Raw genomic sequence first — 17,867 nt, forward strand, 5'->3', positions numbered from 1 at the left:
CACGACGATGAGCCTGCGCCCCTGTGCCTTCAACGCGCTTTTGATCAATCCCGCGTTCATACGGGCAAGGCGATCACGGTGCTCCACGATGATCATGCCCACACCCGGGTCGGCCAGCAAACGGTTGAGCTTGCGCCGCTTGTCGTTCATGCCTGACCCCACTTCCGCGACGACCTCGGGCTGTTCGACGCCCATGTTGAGCGCGAATGCCTTGAGCCTGTCCGCCTGACGTTGCAGGTCGTTCTTCTGGTCCGAACCGGACACGCGCGCATAGCACACCGTGCGGCCGCCGGCAGGGGCTTGCGCCTGTCGGGCCTCGTATTTGGGGTCATGGATGAGCCACATGCCGGTCGGCGTATGCTCCACAGGCACGGGCATCGTGCCCTCACGGCACCACTTCCACACCGTCTGCGGATGCAATCCCTCACGGGCCGCCCATTCCTTCACCAACATGAAACTAAGTATAACATATTCAAACCACGCAAAACAAGCTTATACACCAACAGATAACGACCCCACCCGATTTCCCCCGTCACCCCGCCAACCTCGTCGACGACTCACCCCGCAAACCCGTCCCGTTTCGTCAACATCTTCGACGACTCGACCCGTAAACCAGCCTGATTGCATCCCGCTCCATCGACCCCGCCGACCATCCGACCCGCTCCGTCCCACTCCATCGCGCCCGTCGACGACTCGACCCACAAATCACCGCAGTTGCGTCCCGTTCCGTCGACCCCGCCGACGAACCGACCCGCAAAAAGACCGCTGCAGGTAGGACCCACAGCGGCCGTCGCAAACATACCCGTGCCCCGTGCACCCTACACGAGCACGAGGTTGTCGCGGTGCACAAGCGGATGCGCGTATTCCTCTCCGAGCAGACGCCGCAGTTGCGCCGTGTTGCGCCCGAGCATGTCCGGTACCTCCTCGGAATCGTAGGCGACGAGTCCGCGCGCCAGATGGTTGCCGGCTTCGTCGTCGATCCACACCGCATCACCGGCGGCGAAATCCCCGCGCGTTTCGAGTACGCCCGCGGCGAGCAGACTCGCCCGTCCCGCACGCACGGCCGCGGCCGCGCCGGCATCCGCGACAAGCGTGCCCTGCGGATGCGACGCGAACTTGATCCATAACCGTTTCGCCGAACCGCGCTGCTTGACCGGAGCGAACGCCGTGCCCACCTGATCGCCCATCAGCGCCGGCCCCGCGTTCGACGCGCATGTCATGACGGCCGGAATGCCCGAAACCGCCGCCATGCGTGCGGCCTCGAGTTTCGTGACCATGCCGCCGGTGCCAACTCCCGACCCGGTGCCGCCGACGCGGATCTCGTCGATCATCGCCGTCACGTTCGGCACGAACGAAATCCTGCGCGATCCCGGTTCCTTCGGTGGTGCCGTGTAGAGCGCGTCGACGTCGGTGAGCAATACGAGCGCGTCGGCGCGCACCATGTTCGCGATGAGCGCGCTCAGGCGATCGTTGTCACCGAAACGGATCTCGTTGCTTGCGAGCGCATCATTTTCGTTGACGATTGGTACGACGCCGAGTTCGAGCATCGTCGCCATCGTGCGCCGCGCGCTGCGGTACTGCTGCGGCTGCATCGTGTCACCTGCAGTGATGAGCAGCTGCCCAACGCGCACGCCGTACCGCCCGAACGCCATCTCGTACTGTGCCATCAGCAACCCCTGGCCGACCGACGCGCACGCCTGCTGCGTCGCCACGTCGGTGGGTCGCGATGCGAATCCGAGCGGACCAAAACCCGCCGCGATCGCGCCCGACGAGACGAGGACAACGTTGGCACCGGAGAGGCGTACGTTCGCCAACGCACCGGCCAGCGCGTTGAGCTTCTCCACGTCCAAGTGCCCGGACGGCTGTGTCAGCGAGCTCGATCCGACCTTGACGACGATCGTCTTCGCCGCCGCGATCGCGCGCCGCGTCTCCTGCGCCGTCCACGCGCCGATCATGGAGCGCGCGCCGCCGCGCACCTCGCTGACCGGGGAGACCGAGTCGACCACCTTCACGCCTGCCGCCGAAGCCGCCGAGCCCACCGCTGTTTCGCCCACAGCGGCCCCGGCCTCCGTTCCGTCCGTTACACCTGCCGCCGAATCAACACCAGCCGAATCAACACCGGCCAGATGCGCGCCGACAGCCGACTCCACGCCATCAGCTAAACCGTCTTCCGCCCGCAGCCGACCTTCGGCTCCGGGCTGACCGTCGCCGCCCGTCACGCTTCGTCTCCCTGCGATCCCGCATGACCAGACCCTGCGCGATCCGAACCCGCGTCCGACACACCGTCGTCCTCATACTCCTCTGGTTCGCCGCGGCCGAACAGCGACGTCTCATCGTGCCGGTCGTCGTCGATTGAGGGATCCGCCCAATGCCCGGCTTCGCGTTCGGCCTGCATCGCGGCGCGCACGGCGGCGCGCGCGTCCATCATCTCGTGGTACTGCCGACGGCGTTCCGAATTCGTCCGCCGCCGCGCACGCGTGTCTTCCTCTTCAAGGCGAAGATCGTGGCCGCGTGTGCCGAGCTGCGCGCCGTCGAGCATTTCCGCACCGGCCGCGATTGTTGGATCCCAATCGAAGGCGACGGCGCGCGCGCCACGTCCGATGCGCACTTCGTCACCCGGCTTAGCGCCGTTCTTCCTGAGCGCATCCTCGACGCCGAGTTTCGCGAGGCGGTCGGCGAGGTAGCCGACGGCTTCGTCGTTGTCGAAGTTCGTCTGCACGACCCACCGTTCCGGCTTCGTTCCGGTGACCGTGTACCAGTAGTCGCCGTTGCCGTCCTGCTCGCGTTCGATCGTGAATTCCTGCACGTCGCCGTTGCGTCCGTTGCGCCGACGCGTTCCCGCTTCCTCGAGCGGCTTGATGATGACGCGTTCTTCTTCGGCGCTCGCTTCGCGCTCGGCGACGTCCTTGCGCATTTCGGCGACGAGGTTCGCAAGCGCGAAGTTGAGCTCTTTGAGGCCTTCGTGCGACGCCGTCGACACGATGTACACCGGCAGATCCATCTTTTCGAACTCCGGCTTGACGAATTCCGCGAGTTCCTTCGCTTCCGGCATATCCACCTTGTTGAGGATGATGACGCGCGGTCGTTCGGGGATCGGGATCGCTCCGAGCGGAAGTTCGAGTTCGTCGGCGTATTCGGCGAGTTCCTTCTCGAGCGCGCGGTAGTCGGCGACCGGGTCGCGGTTCGGCTCGAGCGTCGCGCAATCGATGACATGCGCGATGATCTCGGTGCGTTCAATGTGCCTCAGGAACTGCAATCCGAGTCCTTTGCCCTGCGACGCGCCCGGAATGAGGCCCGGAACGTCGGCGATCGTGTATCGCATGTCGCCGGCCTGCACGACGCCGAGGTTCGGCACGAGCGTCGTGAACGGATAGTCGGCGATCTTCGGTTTCGCCGCGGACATAGCCGCGATGAGCGACGATTTGCCCGCCGATGGGAAGCCGACGAGCGCGACATCGGCGATCGATTTGAGCTCGAGGATGACGTCGCGCTCTTCGCCGGGTTCGCCAAGCAGTGCGAATCCCGGGGCGCGGCGCGTCTTGTTGGCGAGCGCCGCGTTGCCGAGGCCGCCCGCGCCGCCTGCGGCCGCGACGAATTCGTCGCCGGCGTGCCGCAGATCCGCAAGCACTTCGCCTGGCTTCTTTGGCTGGCCTTCCGCTCCGCGCGCGGTGAACACGACGGTGCCGACGGGCACCGGCAACCGCAGATCCGCGCCTTGCGAGCCGTCTTTTGTGTCGCCGAGTCCCATCGTTCCGCTCTCGGCTGTGCGATGCGGCATGAACCGATAGTCCAGCAGCGAATTCGCGTTCGGATCGGCCACGAAGATGACCGATCCACCACGTCCGCCGTTGCCGCCGTTCGGTCCGGCCAGCGGCTTGTATTTCTCCCTGCGGATGCCCGCCGACCCGTTGCCGCCGTCTCCGCCCTTCACATGCACTGTCACTCGATCTACAAAGTCACTCATAACCGACCATTCTATCCAACCGCCTCTATCCCTTCCGCTTCTCCCACCAACAGCAGTCCATGCGTCCCCACACCTTCAAACTGCCATCCCAACCGTCCCCCACGGCAGTATCAAGGTGAGCACACCCAAATACTGCCACCACAGCCGCTCCTAACGGCAGTCCGTGCGTGACCGCACCTAAATACCGCCCCCGCCACCGCCCCCGCCCGCAGTCTGCGCGTAACTTCACCCCGAAACTGCCACCGCAGCCACCGACGACAGCAGTATTGAGGTGCCCGCACGCACAGACCGCCACCCGCACTGACTACCGACGAAGAAGAAACGCCACCCCCGGCGCAACCGCCGAGGACGGCATCCGTCACCGCCTCAACCAGCGGACGAGAATCACCGCGACCACCAGCACACAGCCGGCGAACGCGTACGGCGCATCGATCCTCGAAGCGAGAACCGCTAACACCGCGATCAACATCACACCGGAATCATCCGGCGTCGGATTCTTGATGGACATGATGCCACTCCATTGTCAAAATGCGCCACCGGCAAGGGCGGCGCATAGCGTCACCCCGACAGATGCCGAAGCGTCCGCATGGACAGCGAGCAAAACCATCCACGCGGCTATCACATGCTAGCTGGTATCATGGAATCATGGTGGACATCTGAGCAACCGTTTCATACGGAGATGTCACCCATTGTCAAGCGCAAGGCCGATCCGCAAGGACCGGCCTTCACTCTTCCACTCGCCATCACCATCGCCGCCGCCGCAACAGCTTTCGCATCAATTTGCGTCGAACCAGCTTCGCACTTCTGCACACTTCGCTGCCAAGCCGGTTTGTATCGCCTGAATCACCTGCATTCGTTCAATCGCAGCGGGATCATCGGGACCGTAGGCAAGAAACACTTTAAGCACTTCTTCCCTGGCCACTTCGGCAAAGGCCTGCGGCAGTCTCTGCGCATAGTCACGGAGACCGTCGAGGATCCGATCTTCATCACCACTGTCTCCGCAGAGTTGAGCGAGTTTCCGCCATGACCTCAACTCAGCAAAGCGCCAACGATACTCATCCCCAATCTTCATCGCCACCTTCAGTTTTCTAGCGCCATGAATATAGCCCTCATACGGATACATCGACGCTATGTCATAGAGCGGAGCCAGCGCGGGGCGCCGGTCTTCCCGTTCGAGTACCGCATAGTTCTTGGCATGCGCATCAGTCCCGCACAACAGGTAATTCACAATCAGTGCCGAATAGAACAAATCCACACTCGACTCCGCGAATCCGTTGTCGCGCATGAACTTCACTATGCTCACCGCGCCGGGACCACCATCGCTTTGGTATTTGTCAGCGCTCATGACCCCCGTCGCCTGACATAGATCCTCTTGATGAATTCTATGCACCTTCAGTGGTTGATTACTCTCCGTGGGTTCTTCCTCGACATCGCGATCCCAACGTCGACTGACGATGGCACTCACGCCACCGAAGTCCACGTATGACGAGACCGATGCCGGCAAACCCAACCGATCGACCGCACGCATGCAGAGATACTCATTGAAAGCCTGACCCTGCAGTCGCGAGACGCCCGGCTTGATTATGTGCGTAGTCGCGGCAGCTTCTCGCGCCTCGTACCATTGATTTCGACCATCGGCATATGCGAGCGCAATCTTCTCCTGTGAGCCATTCAACGACCATCGTTCCCTATTCGTCTGCCACGCATGGGCTACCGCTCCTCCTGCCCCGCTCAATCGTTCGCCGATTTCCTGTACATCGACGGGCTCCCACACCTCCGGCAGCGGCAGCGCCGCAAGCTGCTCCTCCGTGATGAACTGCACCGCCCCGCCACAATCCATGCCGATCGCGGACAACAGCGCGAATGGATTACGCGGGCTCACTCCATACAAGTTTCCGATTCGAGTACGCACGTCCATGGAATCCGGCAACAACCCATCGATATACGCCTCCACAGGTCGACCTGACCATGCCTCGCCACGCACCGGCATCGAGAGCGAAAGCGCCATGCCAGACCCCATATCAGCATCATATTGAAATATGTGCCGGCCATGGTCGTCCTCCGCGAGCACTCCGATATGCTGCCCATCGAGCAGAACATGAAGTTCCTTCATATCTCCCTTCCTCATTGTTGACTGCGGCTTTGGCTGTCGTTGGATTCACGCTGGGCCTCAGAAGTCTTCGCCGTCGCCGGAATCGTCACTTGTGTGATTTGCCTTACCGCCTCGGACAGGCTTTCATCATGACGAGCGATGTCAAGCTTCAGACTCTCCGCAAGGCGTTCCATCGAAACACCCAACGCGTTATCAGCGAGCTGCGTCTGCATCCATTGATCTACACGCTTACGCATTTTCTCCAACTGAGCATCGTCAAACCCCGGGATCTTCTTCAACGACACTGCCTCCTTCAACGACCCCACCCCCGCAGAAGAAAAGCCTCCAGAACCCGCAAAGCGACCCAATCCGACACCGTCCGCCCTCCGCGCGCCATCAGCGCTGCGCGCGTCATCCGCCGACACCGAATCGCCGTCATTCTGGGTCCGAGATGCAGATTGGTTCGTCTCATATGAAACCTCCATCCGCATATCCAGCACTTCGAATAGCTTCATGATGCGCTCGAACCCAGCGTTCTCTACATGCCCACTTTCGAATCGGCTGATCCACGGCCTGGAAACGCCGACCCGCTGAGCCAGTTCAGCCTGCGTCAAACCACGCGCGATGCGCGCATCGCGGACCGCTACAGCAAGCTGTCTCCTGGACCAGATCGTGCTTGTATATGCCACCGCACACACCTCCTCTTAGCCATCCATGATGTTAGATGTATATAACATCACGAAGAGTGTTAGTCGTATCTAACAAAACATAGTATGTTAGTTCATCCTAACACGCAGACCACGCGGCGACAGTACCATTGCGTCCCCGCGTCGCCACGATCCACCTTCCGTGTGCGCATCCCCTGCCACAACCGACTTTCCCCACCCCCGCACAACGGCAGTACGCGATTGACTTCAACCACCGACTGCCATCAGGGCGCCCACTCCGAGCAAAACGGCAGTACGTAGTTGACCTCAATCCCCACCAACCACCCAACCACCCCAAAACACAGAAGACCCCCGCCAAAAGGCGGGGGTCTCCCAAAAACTATGTAACGCAGCTAACGCCGCTCCCGCAGCGCCTATGCCGCTTACGCGATCAGTGCACTCACTCGGCGACGACGTCGACGACCTTGCGGTCGCGGCGAACGCCGAAGCGCACCTGGCCGTCGGTCAGAGCGAACAGCGTGTGGTCCTTGCCAACGCCGACGTTCTTGCCCGGGTGGAACTTGGTGCCGCGCTGGCGAACGAGGATGTTGCCGGCGACGACGGCTTCACCGCCGAAACGCTTCACGCCGAGGTACTGAGGATTTGAATCGCGACCGTTACGCGAGCTGGACGCGCCCTTCTTATGTGCCATTTCTAGTTCCTTTCAGTGTCTGACTGTAGTCTTCCGATGCCGTTTCCGTCTGAGCGAACTCAGGCGATCTCGGTGATCTTGACAGCGGTCAGCTTCTGGCGATGGCCCTTGCGACGAGCAACGCCGGTCTTGTTCTTGAACTTCTGGATGCGGATCTTCGGGCCCTTGGCCTCGTCGTCCACAACCTCCGCCTTGACGGTGATCTTCGCGAGATCCGCCGCCGCAACGGTGACCTTGGAGCCGTCCACGACGAGCGCAACCGGGAATTCCACGGTTTCGCCGTTCTTGACTGCAAGACGATTCACGAGGATCGTATCGCCGACCTCGACCTTTTCCTGATGGCCGCCGGCCTTCACAATCGCGTACATATTCGTTCCTTTATTCACTTGGGAAGCTTACTGTCCGGCGCGTGCGAGCCTCGCGGCCAGACACCAGCAATCTAATATACACAGTCCCATGAACATCCGTCGCGCATTCGCGACACGCCGATGAAGCTGCCCGATGACGACGACCGCCGCCACCACCCGACGCCGCGCTGCCCGACGTCTGCATCTCCCCAACCTACTCCCGCCAGCTGACCAGCGTATAGCCACCACGTCCATCGCGCAGTCACCGCACAGCCGCCGCGCATCCACTCCCGCTCCAAATACACCGCCACCCCGCCGATTTCCCGTTACCCCCTGATTATGTGATTGTCACCCACATCTTACGGGGGGGTAAAATGTGGTTGTCACTCACATAACAGGGGGGATAACGATTTCACCGACCATTCGGGTCCCTTCTGCCCCCGGTGCTCCCACCATAGATTCAGGCGGCCTCCCGCCCACTTTCCCAGCCGAAAACGTAAAAGCGGGACGCACCGTCGTGGCGCGTCCCGTTGGGGGGAAGAATCAGCTCCATGATAGGTAGCGGAAGTTAACTCTGCGTATCATTCATGAAACACATGCTCTAGCATACCCGCAAACATCCGTCAACATGCCGTGTCGTCCCATTTTCGCACACTCTCCACATCCCGCCGTCACGGATCGTCGAGCCGGGCGCGCCGTCCCGGTTTCAGCCCTCCTGTGAGCATCCCTGTGGATAGTTCGGCATACGGAAATACAGCCGCGTCTCTCCCGCAAATCCTTCAAAGCCGAGCGGCCCGTAGAACTCCGTCAACGCGACGTTCAGCGGATCCACGACGAGCGCACGAACGCCCACATTCAGAGCAAGCTGCAGCGTCCTGTCCACTGCGTCGCGGATAAGCGCCTTCGCAAGGCCCTGATGCTGATATTGCCGGGCGACCGCAAGCTGCCCGAGGAGGACAGCAGGAACCAGCATCGGAGTATTGCTCTGCATCCATGGCGCATTGGTCTCGCTACGCACCACCGCCGTGGAACTGAGCGTATATGCTCCCGCAAGCTCGCCCGTGTCCTTGTGATACGACAGATATAGCGCGGCACTGCCATTCTTGTTGGATGCATTTCCGTGACGATTCAGCCAGCCGTTGACCACCGGCTCCCCGCAATCGAATCCAGCGAAATCCACACGCGTTTTGGCGCGTTCCGGCCGCGTGAACGCCATCGCCGTCATGCCCACTCCGGCTGATAAGTGAGGAACTGCTTCTGCTTCTCGGTCAGTGGCTCGTCCAGATGCTCGACGAACTGGTTGAAGGCCTCGTCGGACAGCCGAATGATGTCGGTGATGTACAAGTCACGTTTGGCATCCTTGACGAGGTTCTCGACGCACCATGCGGTAAGCCGAGAGCCGGTGGCGGCACTCGCCTGTTCGATGAGCTGTTTCTCGTGTTCGGTGAGCCGCATATCGATGCGGGCTGTTCGCATAGTCGTTGCCATACCACTATTGTACGGAGGTTCTCCGTACAATGCAATGCAAGTCCACATCAGGGTCCACAGCAGCCCCAGATCGCCCCCCCCATATCCCTGCTATCTGGGCTGAGAACGCCTCAACGGGCCACCAATCCGCCCGAATCATGCCACATCGGGCCCCATCAGCCACCGAACACGCCCAACCCACCAACCGCAGAGCAACCCCCGAGCAACACCCCAAATATCAGAAAAGAGGGAAGGCCACCCTCCCGGATGGCCTTCCCTACCGATCAGCGTCAGCCGCTGCTATCACTTCGCGCGACTCACGCTTCCTTCTTGCGGCTCTTCACGATGAGCAGCACGCCAAGCACGAGCGCCGCACTCGCCACGACCACGACGAGCGCGATGTCGGCACCGGTCTGCGCCGGCGGCTTCGGCGTCACCGGCGGCGCCGGCTTCGTGTTCGTGATCGTCACGCTGGCCTCGTCCTCCGCCGTCATGTCGTAGTCGGAGATCGTCGTATATCCGGCCGGCACGTCCTTCTCCACGACCTTCCAGTCGTTGCCGGATTCGAGCTCCGCCCACGTGTGCTGCCAGTTGTTCGCGTCGGACAGTTCGACGGTTTCCTGGCTTTCGCCGTTCTTGAGCAGTTCCACGGTGATGGACTTCGGCCGGTCGTTGTTGCCGGCATCCTTCCACACCTTCTTGACGTTGAGCGTCTCGGTCTTGACTTCCGGCACGACGCAGTCGCTCTTCGGCTCGATGTTGACGACGCGCTGGTTCGCGCCGTCTTCGACGTGCACGTTCGGCAGCGCAACGAGCATCGACGAGCTCGCGCATTCGAGCGTCTTCTCGACGAGGCGGTCCGCGGTGACGAGGAACATGCCGTCGCCGACGCTGGTGAACGTAACATTACCGTCCGCGTCGGTCATTGCGCTGGCGGCCGGCTCGGTGCCGTTGACTTCGATGTATCCGGCGAGCGTGTTCGCCATGTCGCGGAAGGTTTGCGGATCGGCGTTGAGCACATCCCAGTTCACCGGGTACTTCTCGGTGTCAGCGAAGTCGCCGATCGGCTCGTAGCCGCCTTCGTTTGCCCACTTCGCCACGTTGTAGACGTGGAATACGACGCCTTCGAGGCCGGCTTCGTCGTGCGCGTAGTGGACGTTGATGGTGCCCTCACCGTCTCCGGCGACGACGGTGGATGCGAGATCGGTGCGATCCTCGGTCGTCGTGATGGAGTCGTTGACCTCCGTGTCCGTGGCCGTGTCGTCCGCGTAGACGTTCGGCAGGCCGATGGCGAAGCTTGCGATCAACGCGCCCGCGCACAGCGTTGCCGTGGCGATGCGCTTGCCGATGGTAAGCCGTTCCATATTGTCCCCCCTTGGGTTGGTGAGGTGTTCTTTCTTCTCTGTTTATTGATTATAAGCGTTGTGGCTGCGGCCCGTGTCAGCGGCCCGCGTGTTTGGCCGGGGTGCCCGACACGGCGTCTCGTCCGCGTTTGCGTCCGCGGTGCACGATGAGCCAGATGATCCAGAGGATGAACAGCACGATGGCGAGTGCGATGCCCGCGATGATGAGTGTCCGCTGGTTGTCTGCCTTGTCGTATGGTGTTTCGTCCGCGTTCGCCGGCGTGGGGATGCGGTGGCCGCGTACGAGGAGCCGGTGCGAGTTGACTCCGTATGGGGTGCAGGTGATCAGGGTCGCGTAGTCCTGATTGGGGTCGAAGTCGAGGTCTCGCATTTCGTTCGGCAGCACGGTGCGTATCTGGTCGATCTGATACGTGTACGTGTCGTCGAGCACGTGGAATGCGAAGGTGTCGCCTTCTTTGAGACTGTCGAGTCCGGTGAAGAGTTTCGCCGACGGCAGTCCCGTGTGTCCGGAGATCGCCGTGTGCGTGTCTTTGCCGCCGACGGGCAGTGACGATCCGGCGAGGTGTCCGCCGGCGATCTGCAGCACGGTGTCTTCGGTACCGTGGTAGATAGGCAGTCGCACTTCGAGTTTCGGGATCGTGATGTATCCCATGATTCCGGTGCCTGTGACGTCGAGCGTCTTGTTGTACTGGTCCATCTGTTCGTCGGTGAGGTGCCAACGGTCCGGCAGCGTGTTGAGTTGTTCGTTGTAGGCGTGGGCTTGGGCGAGGAGTTCTTTCTTCTTGTCCGCGCTCATGTCTTTAACTTGTTCGACGTATCCGGCGACGGCGCGTGATGCGTGCTGCGTGTTCCACCAGTTGGCGAATGTCGGATAGACGAGAAGCCCGATGCCGGCAAGCAGCACGAGTGCGAAGAGCGCGATCATCAGGTTGATGCCGATGTTGCTCTTCTTTTTTGTCTTCATTGTGGGTTGATTGCTTGTGGCGTTGATGGTCTGTTCCTCCATAAGGCTGCCGCCCGTCGATTCCTGTGCGGAGCCGGCGGGCGGCGTAAGGGATGAGGAATCGATACTACCGTCAGTCTGGGATTCCAGATTGGCCGAGTGCCGATTCCTCATATCACCTTTCCTTGTGGGGTGTCACTCAGGCCTGACGGCGACGGAGTGCAACCGCGAGACCGATGCCGGCGATCAGGACGATCGCAGCGCCAGCGACGTACAGCACCGTCGTGCCCATGCCACCGGTCGCCGGGAGGTTGGAGCCCTTGTGGTTCTCGACAATGTTGTTCAGATTCGAGGTTCCAAGATCCACGTGATCATTCTTGTGAGTAGCGGAAATCGTCACCATCTTATCAGCCATCGTATTGTAGCCGGCAGGAGTGGTGGTTTCCTTGATGATATAGGTGCCGTGATCAAGACCCTTGATGTTGAACAGACCATCTGCACCGGTGATCATTTCTACGCCAGTGCCGTTAGCCTGATCCGCAATCGGGGAATAGGTGCCATCAGCGTTCTTGGCCATCTTAATCTCAGTGGTGCCATTAGAGGCATAGAGACGGAAGCCTGCGCCCTGAAGCGGCTTGTTGTCCTTATCCGCGTCGACCTTCGTGTTGTTCATCAGGAAGGTCGCGACGTAGACTTCGTCTTCCGGCGTATGACCCGTACCATCAGCATACGGATTGTTGGAGTAATCGAGCTTCACCTTGTTGGTGTTGCCAATCGTTCCGGTTTCGTTATTCGCAACTGCATTGGTATTGAGGTGAGCATTGTAGATGACCTCAATCGTGATCTCGCCATTCAGGGACGACAGGCTGGCAGCCGTCTTGAGATCAGCGATCGTCAGAGTCCAAGAGCCACCTGCCTGATTCGCAGTAGCAGTAGAGTCGTAGGCGTCAATATTAGTCCCATTCACCTTGACGCTAGCAATGCTCTCGAAAGTCACACCATCCGACATGGTATCAGTGAAGACGACCTTATACGGGTTCACGTAGTTGTCACGGTAAGCATCTGCGGGAAGAGTCGCCGTGAGCTTGAACTTGAAGCTTTCGTTGATGTCATGATCAGCAGAGTCACCCCAGCCGTCAGTCGCACCTTCCTCAGCATCAGTAGTTTCGTCCTGGACCTTCTTCTCCACAGTCGGGACTTCGGTCTTCGGATCCACAGTTACATTACCGACCACCTGCATGATGTAGGAGGTGTAGGTGAAGTCATTCGGGTCGCCAGTAGGAGCCTTATCCTTCACAAGATAATAGCCGGCGACAAGATTGCTGATGGTATAGCCACCGGTCGGAGTACCGAACGCGCCGGATTCCGTCGGAGTACCGGCAAGATAGTCATCGACTTCCTTTGCGAATGTTTCGGCCGCGGCAGAATTTCCGCCCTCGAGCGTCTTTGCCTTCGCTGCAGCGTCACCCATTGCGGCCTGACCGTCAGCAGAAACATTGCTGCCCCACTTGATGTTGCTCAGCGTGCCGTTGGAAAGATCGCCTGCAAAGATCTGATATGCCTGATAGACATGTCCCTCAGGGGCATTGGTAATCTGGATGCTATAGGTGTCCGCTGCGTTAGCAGAGGTGGCACCAATGAAACCGGTGGCGGCGATCGCAGCGGCGGAGACCGCGGCGGCGAAGCCCTTCCAAACCTTCTTCATGTTATCTCCTTCGATTGATTGTCAATTTTATAAATCAGATGATTCATAAAATCTTTTTTTTACTTCCCCCCGGCAAAGAATCGGATGATTCAAGCAAGGGAGGGACCGCCTCTTGGCGATAACCGATGTTGACGGCCCCAAATCTTTAATTGTTCATCGTTGACTATGTTGCTTAGACGCGTTTACGCATCGCTACCGCATAGCCTAGCATCGATATCGCTGTGAGCGCAACCCCGAACATCACAATCAGTGTGTTGCCTTCGCCACCAGTCTCAGGCAGCTCGAAGCCAGGCTCGTTGGCGATGTTGTTGCCACTGCCTTCCGCGCCCTGAATGGTGATGTTCTTGTCTACATTGGCCTTGGAAACGGTGAATGTATAGGTTTTCTCCGACAGGTTAAATCCATCGGGGGCCTTCGTCTCAACAAGCTCATAGTCGCCCCATTCCAAGTTCTGCAGCTGGAACGCGCCGATGCTCGGGTGATGGTCATAGGTCCAAACCGGCTGATTATCCGGTTTCCCGGGGACGGAACAAGCGGTAGGGGTAGTCGTGCAGTCGATGACTTTATACCACTCAGAGTAATTAACCGTACCTTCAGCCTTAAACCTGACCTTCCATTCAGAGCCAGCAAGCAGTTCACTAGTGTCCTCGGAATTAACCTTGTTCCAGTCTACATTGCCGGTCTTGCGATAGTTCGGCGCGGCGTTAGTATTCACAGAAGCTTCACTAGCGCCGGTGAAGGAACCGGTCGTGTCGTAGCTCGTCGCAGTGCCCTTGTTCCAGATCACGCCCGAGGTGTCGTCAGGGGCCTGCGTGCTGAGCTCGAAGTAGTAGTAGACGTTCTCCGGAAGGTTGTAACCCTCAGGAGCCTTCGTTTCGGACAAACGATACTTGCCGACCGAAAGACCCTTCAGCGTGAACTTACCTGCCTCATAGTGCTTGTCGAAGCCGCTGCAGCCAGTTGCCGCAACAAGCTGGCAGTCCTCGATCCTTTCGATCTCGGACGTATAGTCGCCATCCTTGAACTTTTCAAGCTTCCACTCGGAACCCGCAATCGGACCATTTTTCACATTGTCGCTCTCGGAGTACCCAGCGTCGATCTTGTCCCAGCTGAACTCGGTCGGCACATCGGAGATCCAATGCTCATTGTCATGGACATCCGGCTCTTTGCCTGCAGTCCACGTCAACTCACCGTTCTTGACGGTGAAGCCGTACTCCGTCGTATTGAGCCAGTACCCGGTAGGAGCCTTGAACTCCTTCAACGTGTATGTGCCGTTCGGCAGGTTCTCGATCTTAAAGCGGCCTACACGCGGATCGACATCATGCGGAGCACTCGGATCGGTCGCTTCTTCGGCCTGCGGAGCCGCATCGTTGGAAACATCCATCACCGGTTCCACGGAAGGGACCGCCTGCGCACGAGCCGGAGCCGCAGAGCGAACAGAGCAACCAGAAGGCGGCGTTCCTTCAGTCACAGGGGCATACCAGCCGTCGATGTAATAGCTGGCAGCCGTGCCGGGAATTGGAATATCCGTCGTACCGGGTTTACCGTTAGCCGGGTATCTATCATCATTGTTGTTGCCGGTGACGATCACCTCAAAGGTGCCAGTGAGCGGCACGGAGAGCTTCCACCACGAATCGGATCCGCACTGGACCTTCTGCATTGCTGTACCGGGGAACGGCTTGTTGTTCGTGGTGTCGTTCCAATAGTACAGTCTGGCCTGGCTACGATCAGTCCACTTCACATACACGTCCGTGGAGGTACGTACGGGCTTCGCCTTAACCGTGACGGTAACGGTATCGTTCTTATCGCCCGCATTCGCCATGATGGTAGCGGAACCTGCCTTCTTTGCAGTCAGCTGGCCATTCGCATCCACTTCAACGACATTAGAGTCGCTGGAACTCCATTCCACACCCACACCGGCGGGATCGGTCTTGGCAGTGAGCTGCTTCGTCTCCCCCTCCTGCAGGGAAACCTGTTCAACATCCGAACCATTCATCTGAATGGTCACAGATTGCACGGCGACCCGCTTACATACGATGGTGATCTGCGCCTGCTTGGTAGGATCCGAAACGGATTGTGCAGTAATAGTCACGTTCGGATCTTCATTATCGGCAGTGTTGCGCAATACAACGACCTCGCCAGTGGCGCTCACCGAGACCAAACCAGGATTACTGGAAGACCATCTCACATCCTGAATGACTTCGCCAACCGGCAGAACGTTGGCAGACAGTTGTGCATGAGAACCGGTTGTGAGCTCCAGCGACTGCGTCACTGTGCCGTCATGCAAAATCTCCACACCGGTGACCTGTGCCGTGTAATCACGGATGGTCCACTCCTGCTTGGGCTCGGCGTCAGTACGTGTGAGGGTCCACTCCGAGCCCGAGAGACCAGCGTAGGATGTATCATCCTCCGCATACTTGCCCCACTCGACGTCGGCGCCTCCCGACTTGTTCACAATGCCGGACGTACCGGAGAGGTCCTTGTCGTCTGCATTGGTGATTTCAATACCCTGAGCGGTATACACCTTGTCGATTGTGCTGTAGGTCTCGGAATCGCTATTGCCCGTAACAATCCGGTAGATGTTCGTACTCTGCACATATCCGGTCGGTGCTGTGATCTCCTTGATGTAATAGGTCGCATTCTTCCCAAGGCTCTGAATCTGGAACTTGCCCTGTGCCTGATCCTGATCCACGAGGGGCTGATTATCGGTGACAGTCACCAAGACGTTGCGGTTGTTGACCGCATCGTCCTTGGAGCCGAAGACCTGGAAGGAAGCCAAGGTGGAGCCATCGGGCAGACCGGAGATGACGTTGCCGTCGCCATCCACCTTCTCCCAGCTGATGGTCGGACAGTTGGTCTTGACAGTGGCGTTCCATCCCTTGTTGTGGCGTTCCTGATCCATGTCGATAATGGAGGCGGAATCGCCTTCACCCACATTGGCACCGAAGTGGTATGCCTTGGTGGGGTTGTTCATATAGAAGTTGCCGTTGACCCACACGCGGCCGTTTGTGGTCACATGGTCATCAAAGGCGCCATTGGTGTTGGGCATCATGATGGAGCCGAGCATGGCGGCCGCGGGATCGTCGGATACGCTTGCTGTACCGCTGTAGTTACCTGTTGGGAAGTTGTCGTTAGCGCCGTCATACCATACACCGGTCGGCCACTTGTATTCCTTCTTTGCCGTGATGCTAGCGTTCGACGCCTGCCCACCCTTGATGGTCAACGATGCAGTCTTGTTGAAGTTCCACATGATGGCGCTCATGGCGGCGACATACGCCTTCTGCTTGGCCTCGCTCGTATTATCATACAGCGAATAGCCATTGCCGATTTCATACTGGTCCCAGTTGTTACCGATTTCCTTGTCGCCAGCCCACCAGAACCGCCAACCGTTATTGAATTCGATGTTCTCTTCGCCAGTGACGTTGATGACGATGGATGCGCCGGTGGGAATCTTTTCGAATGCGAAAGACACACCGCCCTTGCCATTGTTGCGCAGTTCTGTAGCGGGAAGGTTGAACACCTGCAGCTTGCTCGTACCGTCGCCTGTGAACTTGATGACTCGTTCATCCACATTGAAGGTGGCCTCGATGATGGTTCGTGTTTTAATATCCCGATTGCTATCGTAGATGGATACCCCACCCGAATTGTACTTGGTGCGCTTGTAATTGCTCTGGCTGCTGGTTGTAGTGGTATATGTGCCGGTCTCAGGCAAGCCAGCCAACTGATCCGACTGCGTGGCAATCGTTGTGCCGAAACCACTACGGTCTTTCGTCTCGCCACTAATGTTAACGCTCTTCAGAGGATTTGTTTGGCCCCACTGAACATTGCTTTCAACATTGTTGTTGTACACGGACGTCCAGCTCCAATCCGGACCAGGATAATTGGTACCGGGCGTAAGACCGTGCAGACCCATCGCTTCGCTTGCTCCACCGGCGATCTTCGCAGTGTAGTTAGGCTCGCTGGCGCTGTTGGACCCCAACCATCCACGGCCGCGACCAGGAATGTTCTGGTTGTCATTCCAACCGAGAGCGTTGGTGTCGATATTTCGCGCGTCCTTCATGCCACTCATCTGAGAGTTGCTGCCGGCAATCACCAGTGCGTCACCCTCGGTGGGACGGAACTGACCACCGAAGCCGACAATGCCGAAGCGGAAACCGCGGCCACTGTAGTTTACGCCGTTGGGGCCATAGTTTGCGCCCCAAGAGTTCTTGACACTGTGGATGGCCAAGCGACCACCGACCAGCGTGGCACCTTCGGCTTCCACGGCATAGGACTGCCCCGGGGTGTTGCCGCCGTTCCCGTAATTCGCCTTCACGCCGGCTGAGGGGTAACCGATATACATATCCTTGCCAACCCATGTGGCGATGCCATTGTCCTGTTCGGCATTGCTGGTGTCGTCACCGAGAGGCTTGTCCTCAGGCACGCAGATGCTACCATTGGCCAATCCGTCATCGGCATTCGCCGCCTTCGGCATCAACGCGGGAACGGCGGCGGCGAACATCATCGCTACCGCCGTGAATGCAGCGAGCAGGCGGGGCTTTGCCGATGTGGCCTCCCCGCGGCCGCTCCCGTGCTTCATCCTCATAGGTTCTTCCCCTTTTGCTCTTTCCCGGGCCGAGGTGGACC

At 59.3% G+C, this 17,867-nt stretch carries 14 protein-coding genes; all 14 read right to left on the reverse strand.

The genetic code is table 11. From position 1 onward, the window contains the following. Positions 1-453: IS607 family transposase (locus tag G606_RS0102725; RefSeq protein ID WP_034523221.1), on the reverse strand; the 453-nt coding region annotated here is incomplete at its 3' end. Between the two features lie 365 nt (positions 454-818). Beyond that, positions 819-1,955, reverse strand: coding sequence for a glutamate 5-kinase (gene proB, locus G606_RS0102730; protein WP_026644675.1), 1,137 nt, complete (start codon positions 1,953-1,955; stop codon positions 819-821). A gap of 260 nt (positions 1,956-2,215) precedes the next feature. Further along, positions 2,216-3,964 carry a GTPase ObgE gene (gene obgE, locus G606_RS09640; protein WP_051198429.1) on the reverse strand — a complete coding sequence of 583 codons (1,749 nt, stop codon included), beginning with the start codon at positions 3,962-3,964 and terminating at the stop codon, positions 2,216-2,218. A gap of 358 nt (positions 3,965-4,322) precedes the next feature. Continuing rightward, positions 4,323-4,472, reverse strand: a complete 150-nt coding sequence (locus G606_RS11120; RefSeq protein WP_155802735.1) for a hypothetical protein — start codon at positions 4,470-4,472, stop codon at positions 4,323-4,325. Positions 4,473-4,739: 267 nt separating this feature from the next. Beyond that, positions 4,740-6,077: a type II toxin-antitoxin system HipA family toxin gene (locus tag G606_RS0102745; protein ID WP_051198431.1), complete on the reverse strand. Its 1,338-nt coding sequence runs from the start codon at positions 6,075-6,077 to the stop codon at positions 4,740-4,742. Positions 6,078-6,088: 11 nt separating this feature from the next. Then, positions 6,089-6,745, reverse strand: a complete 657-nt coding sequence (locus G606_RS10660; RefSeq protein ID WP_051198433.1) for a helix-turn-helix domain-containing protein — start codon at positions 6,743-6,745, stop codon at positions 6,089-6,091. A 418-nt stretch (positions 6,746-7,163) separates the two neighbouring features. After that, the gene (rpmA, locus tag G606_RS0102755) at positions 7,164-7,415 is read right to left on the reverse strand and encodes a 50S ribosomal protein L27 (RefSeq protein ID WP_024541051.1); all 252 of its coding nucleotides are present in this window, start codon (positions 7,413-7,415) and stop codon (positions 7,164-7,166) included. 59 nt (positions 7,416-7,474) lie between these two features. After that, on the reverse strand, positions 7,475-7,783 hold the full coding sequence (rplU, locus tag G606_RS0102760) for a 50S ribosomal protein L21 (RefSeq protein ID WP_026644677.1): 309 nt from the start codon (positions 7,781-7,783) through the stop codon (positions 7,475-7,477). 685 nt (positions 7,784-8,468) lie between these two features. Then, positions 8,469-8,987: a GNAT family N-acetyltransferase gene (locus G606_RS0102765; protein WP_026644678.1), complete on the reverse strand. Its 519-nt coding sequence runs from the start codon at positions 8,985-8,987 to the stop codon at positions 8,469-8,471. Continuing rightward, a complete protein-coding gene (locus tag G606_RS0102770; RefSeq protein ID WP_231371393.1) occupies positions 8,984-9,250 on the reverse strand; it encodes a type II toxin-antitoxin system TacA family antitoxin in 267 nt (88 codons plus the stop codon). The genes G606_RS0102765 and G606_RS0102770 overlap by 4 nt, the downstream gene beginning before the upstream one ends. 296 nt (positions 9,251-9,546) lie before the next feature. Then, positions 9,547-10,593, reverse strand: a complete 1,047-nt coding sequence (locus tag G606_RS0102775; RefSeq protein WP_026644680.1) for a Cna B-type domain-containing protein — start codon at positions 10,591-10,593, stop codon at positions 9,547-9,549. A gap of 76 nt (positions 10,594-10,669) precedes the next feature. Continuing rightward, on the reverse strand, positions 10,670-11,557 hold the full coding sequence (locus G606_RS09650; RefSeq protein ID WP_051198435.1) for a class C sortase: 888 nt from the start codon (positions 11,555-11,557) through the stop codon (positions 10,670-10,672). 178 nt (positions 11,558-11,735) lie between these two features. Next, positions 11,736-13,241: a SpaH/EbpB family LPXTG-anchored major pilin gene (locus tag G606_RS0102785; RefSeq protein ID WP_026644681.1), complete on the reverse strand. Its 1,506-nt coding sequence runs from the start codon at positions 13,239-13,241 to the stop codon at positions 11,736-11,738. 172 nt (positions 13,242-13,413) lie between these two features. After that, positions 13,414-17,826, reverse strand: coding sequence for a SpaA isopeptide-forming pilin-related protein (locus G606_RS0102790; RefSeq protein ID WP_026644682.1), 4,413 nt, complete (start codon positions 17,824-17,826; stop codon positions 13,414-13,416). Positions 17,827-17,867 lie beyond the last annotated feature (41 nt).

It is taken from the genome of Bifidobacterium sp. AGR2158, assembly GCF_000424225.1.
Classification (GTDB): Bacteria; Actinomycetota; Actinomycetes; order Actinomycetales; family Bifidobacteriaceae; genus Bifidobacterium; species Bifidobacterium anseris.

Bases quoted from the DNA above. Each gene is read 5' to 3' on its own strand.
- proB (WP_026644675.1), bottom strand. From the start codon at position 1,955: ATGATCGGCGCGTGGACGGCGCAGGAGACGCGGCGCGCGATCGCGGCG.
- G606_RS0102785 (WP_026644681.1), bottom strand. From the start codon at position 13,241: ATGAAGAAGGTTTGGAAGGGCTTCGCCGCCGCGGTCTCCGCCGCTGCG.
- G606_RS0102745 (WP_051198431.1), bottom strand. From the start codon at position 6,077: ATGAAGGAACTTCATGTTCTGCTCGATGGGCAGCATATCGGAGTGCTC.
- G606_RS11120 (WP_155802735.1), bottom strand. From the start codon at position 4,472: ATGTCCATCAAGAATCCGACGCCGGATGATTCCGGTGTGATGTTGATC.
- rpmA (WP_024541051.1), bottom strand. From the start codon at position 7,415: ATGGCACATAAGAAGGGCGCGTCCAGCTCGCGTAACGGTCGCGATTCA.
- obgE (WP_051198429.1), bottom strand. From the start codon at position 3,964: ATGAGTGACTTTGTAGATCGAGTGACAGTGCATGTGAAGGGCGGAGAC.
- G606_RS0102770 (WP_231371393.1), bottom strand. From the start codon at position 9,250: ATGGCAACGACTATGCGAACAGCCCGCATCGATATGCGGCTCACCGAA.
- G606_RS0102775 (WP_026644680.1), bottom strand. From the start codon at position 10,593: ATGGAACGGCTTACCATCGGCAAGCGCATCGCCACGGCAACGCTGTGC.
- G606_RS0102765 (WP_026644678.1), bottom strand. From the start codon at position 8,987: ATGACGGCGATGGCGTTCACGCGGCCGGAACGCGCCAAAACGCGTGTG.
- G606_RS0102790 (WP_026644682.1), bottom strand. From the start codon at position 17,826: ATGAGGATGAAGCACGGGAGCGGCCGCGGGGAGGCCACATCGGCAAAG.
- G606_RS09650 (WP_051198435.1), bottom strand. From the start codon at position 11,557: ATGAAGACAAAAAAGAAGAGCAACATCGGCATCAACCTGATGATCGCG.
- rplU (WP_026644677.1), bottom strand. From the start codon at position 7,783: ATGTACGCGATTGTGAAGGCCGGCGGCCATCAGGAAAAGGTCGAGGTC.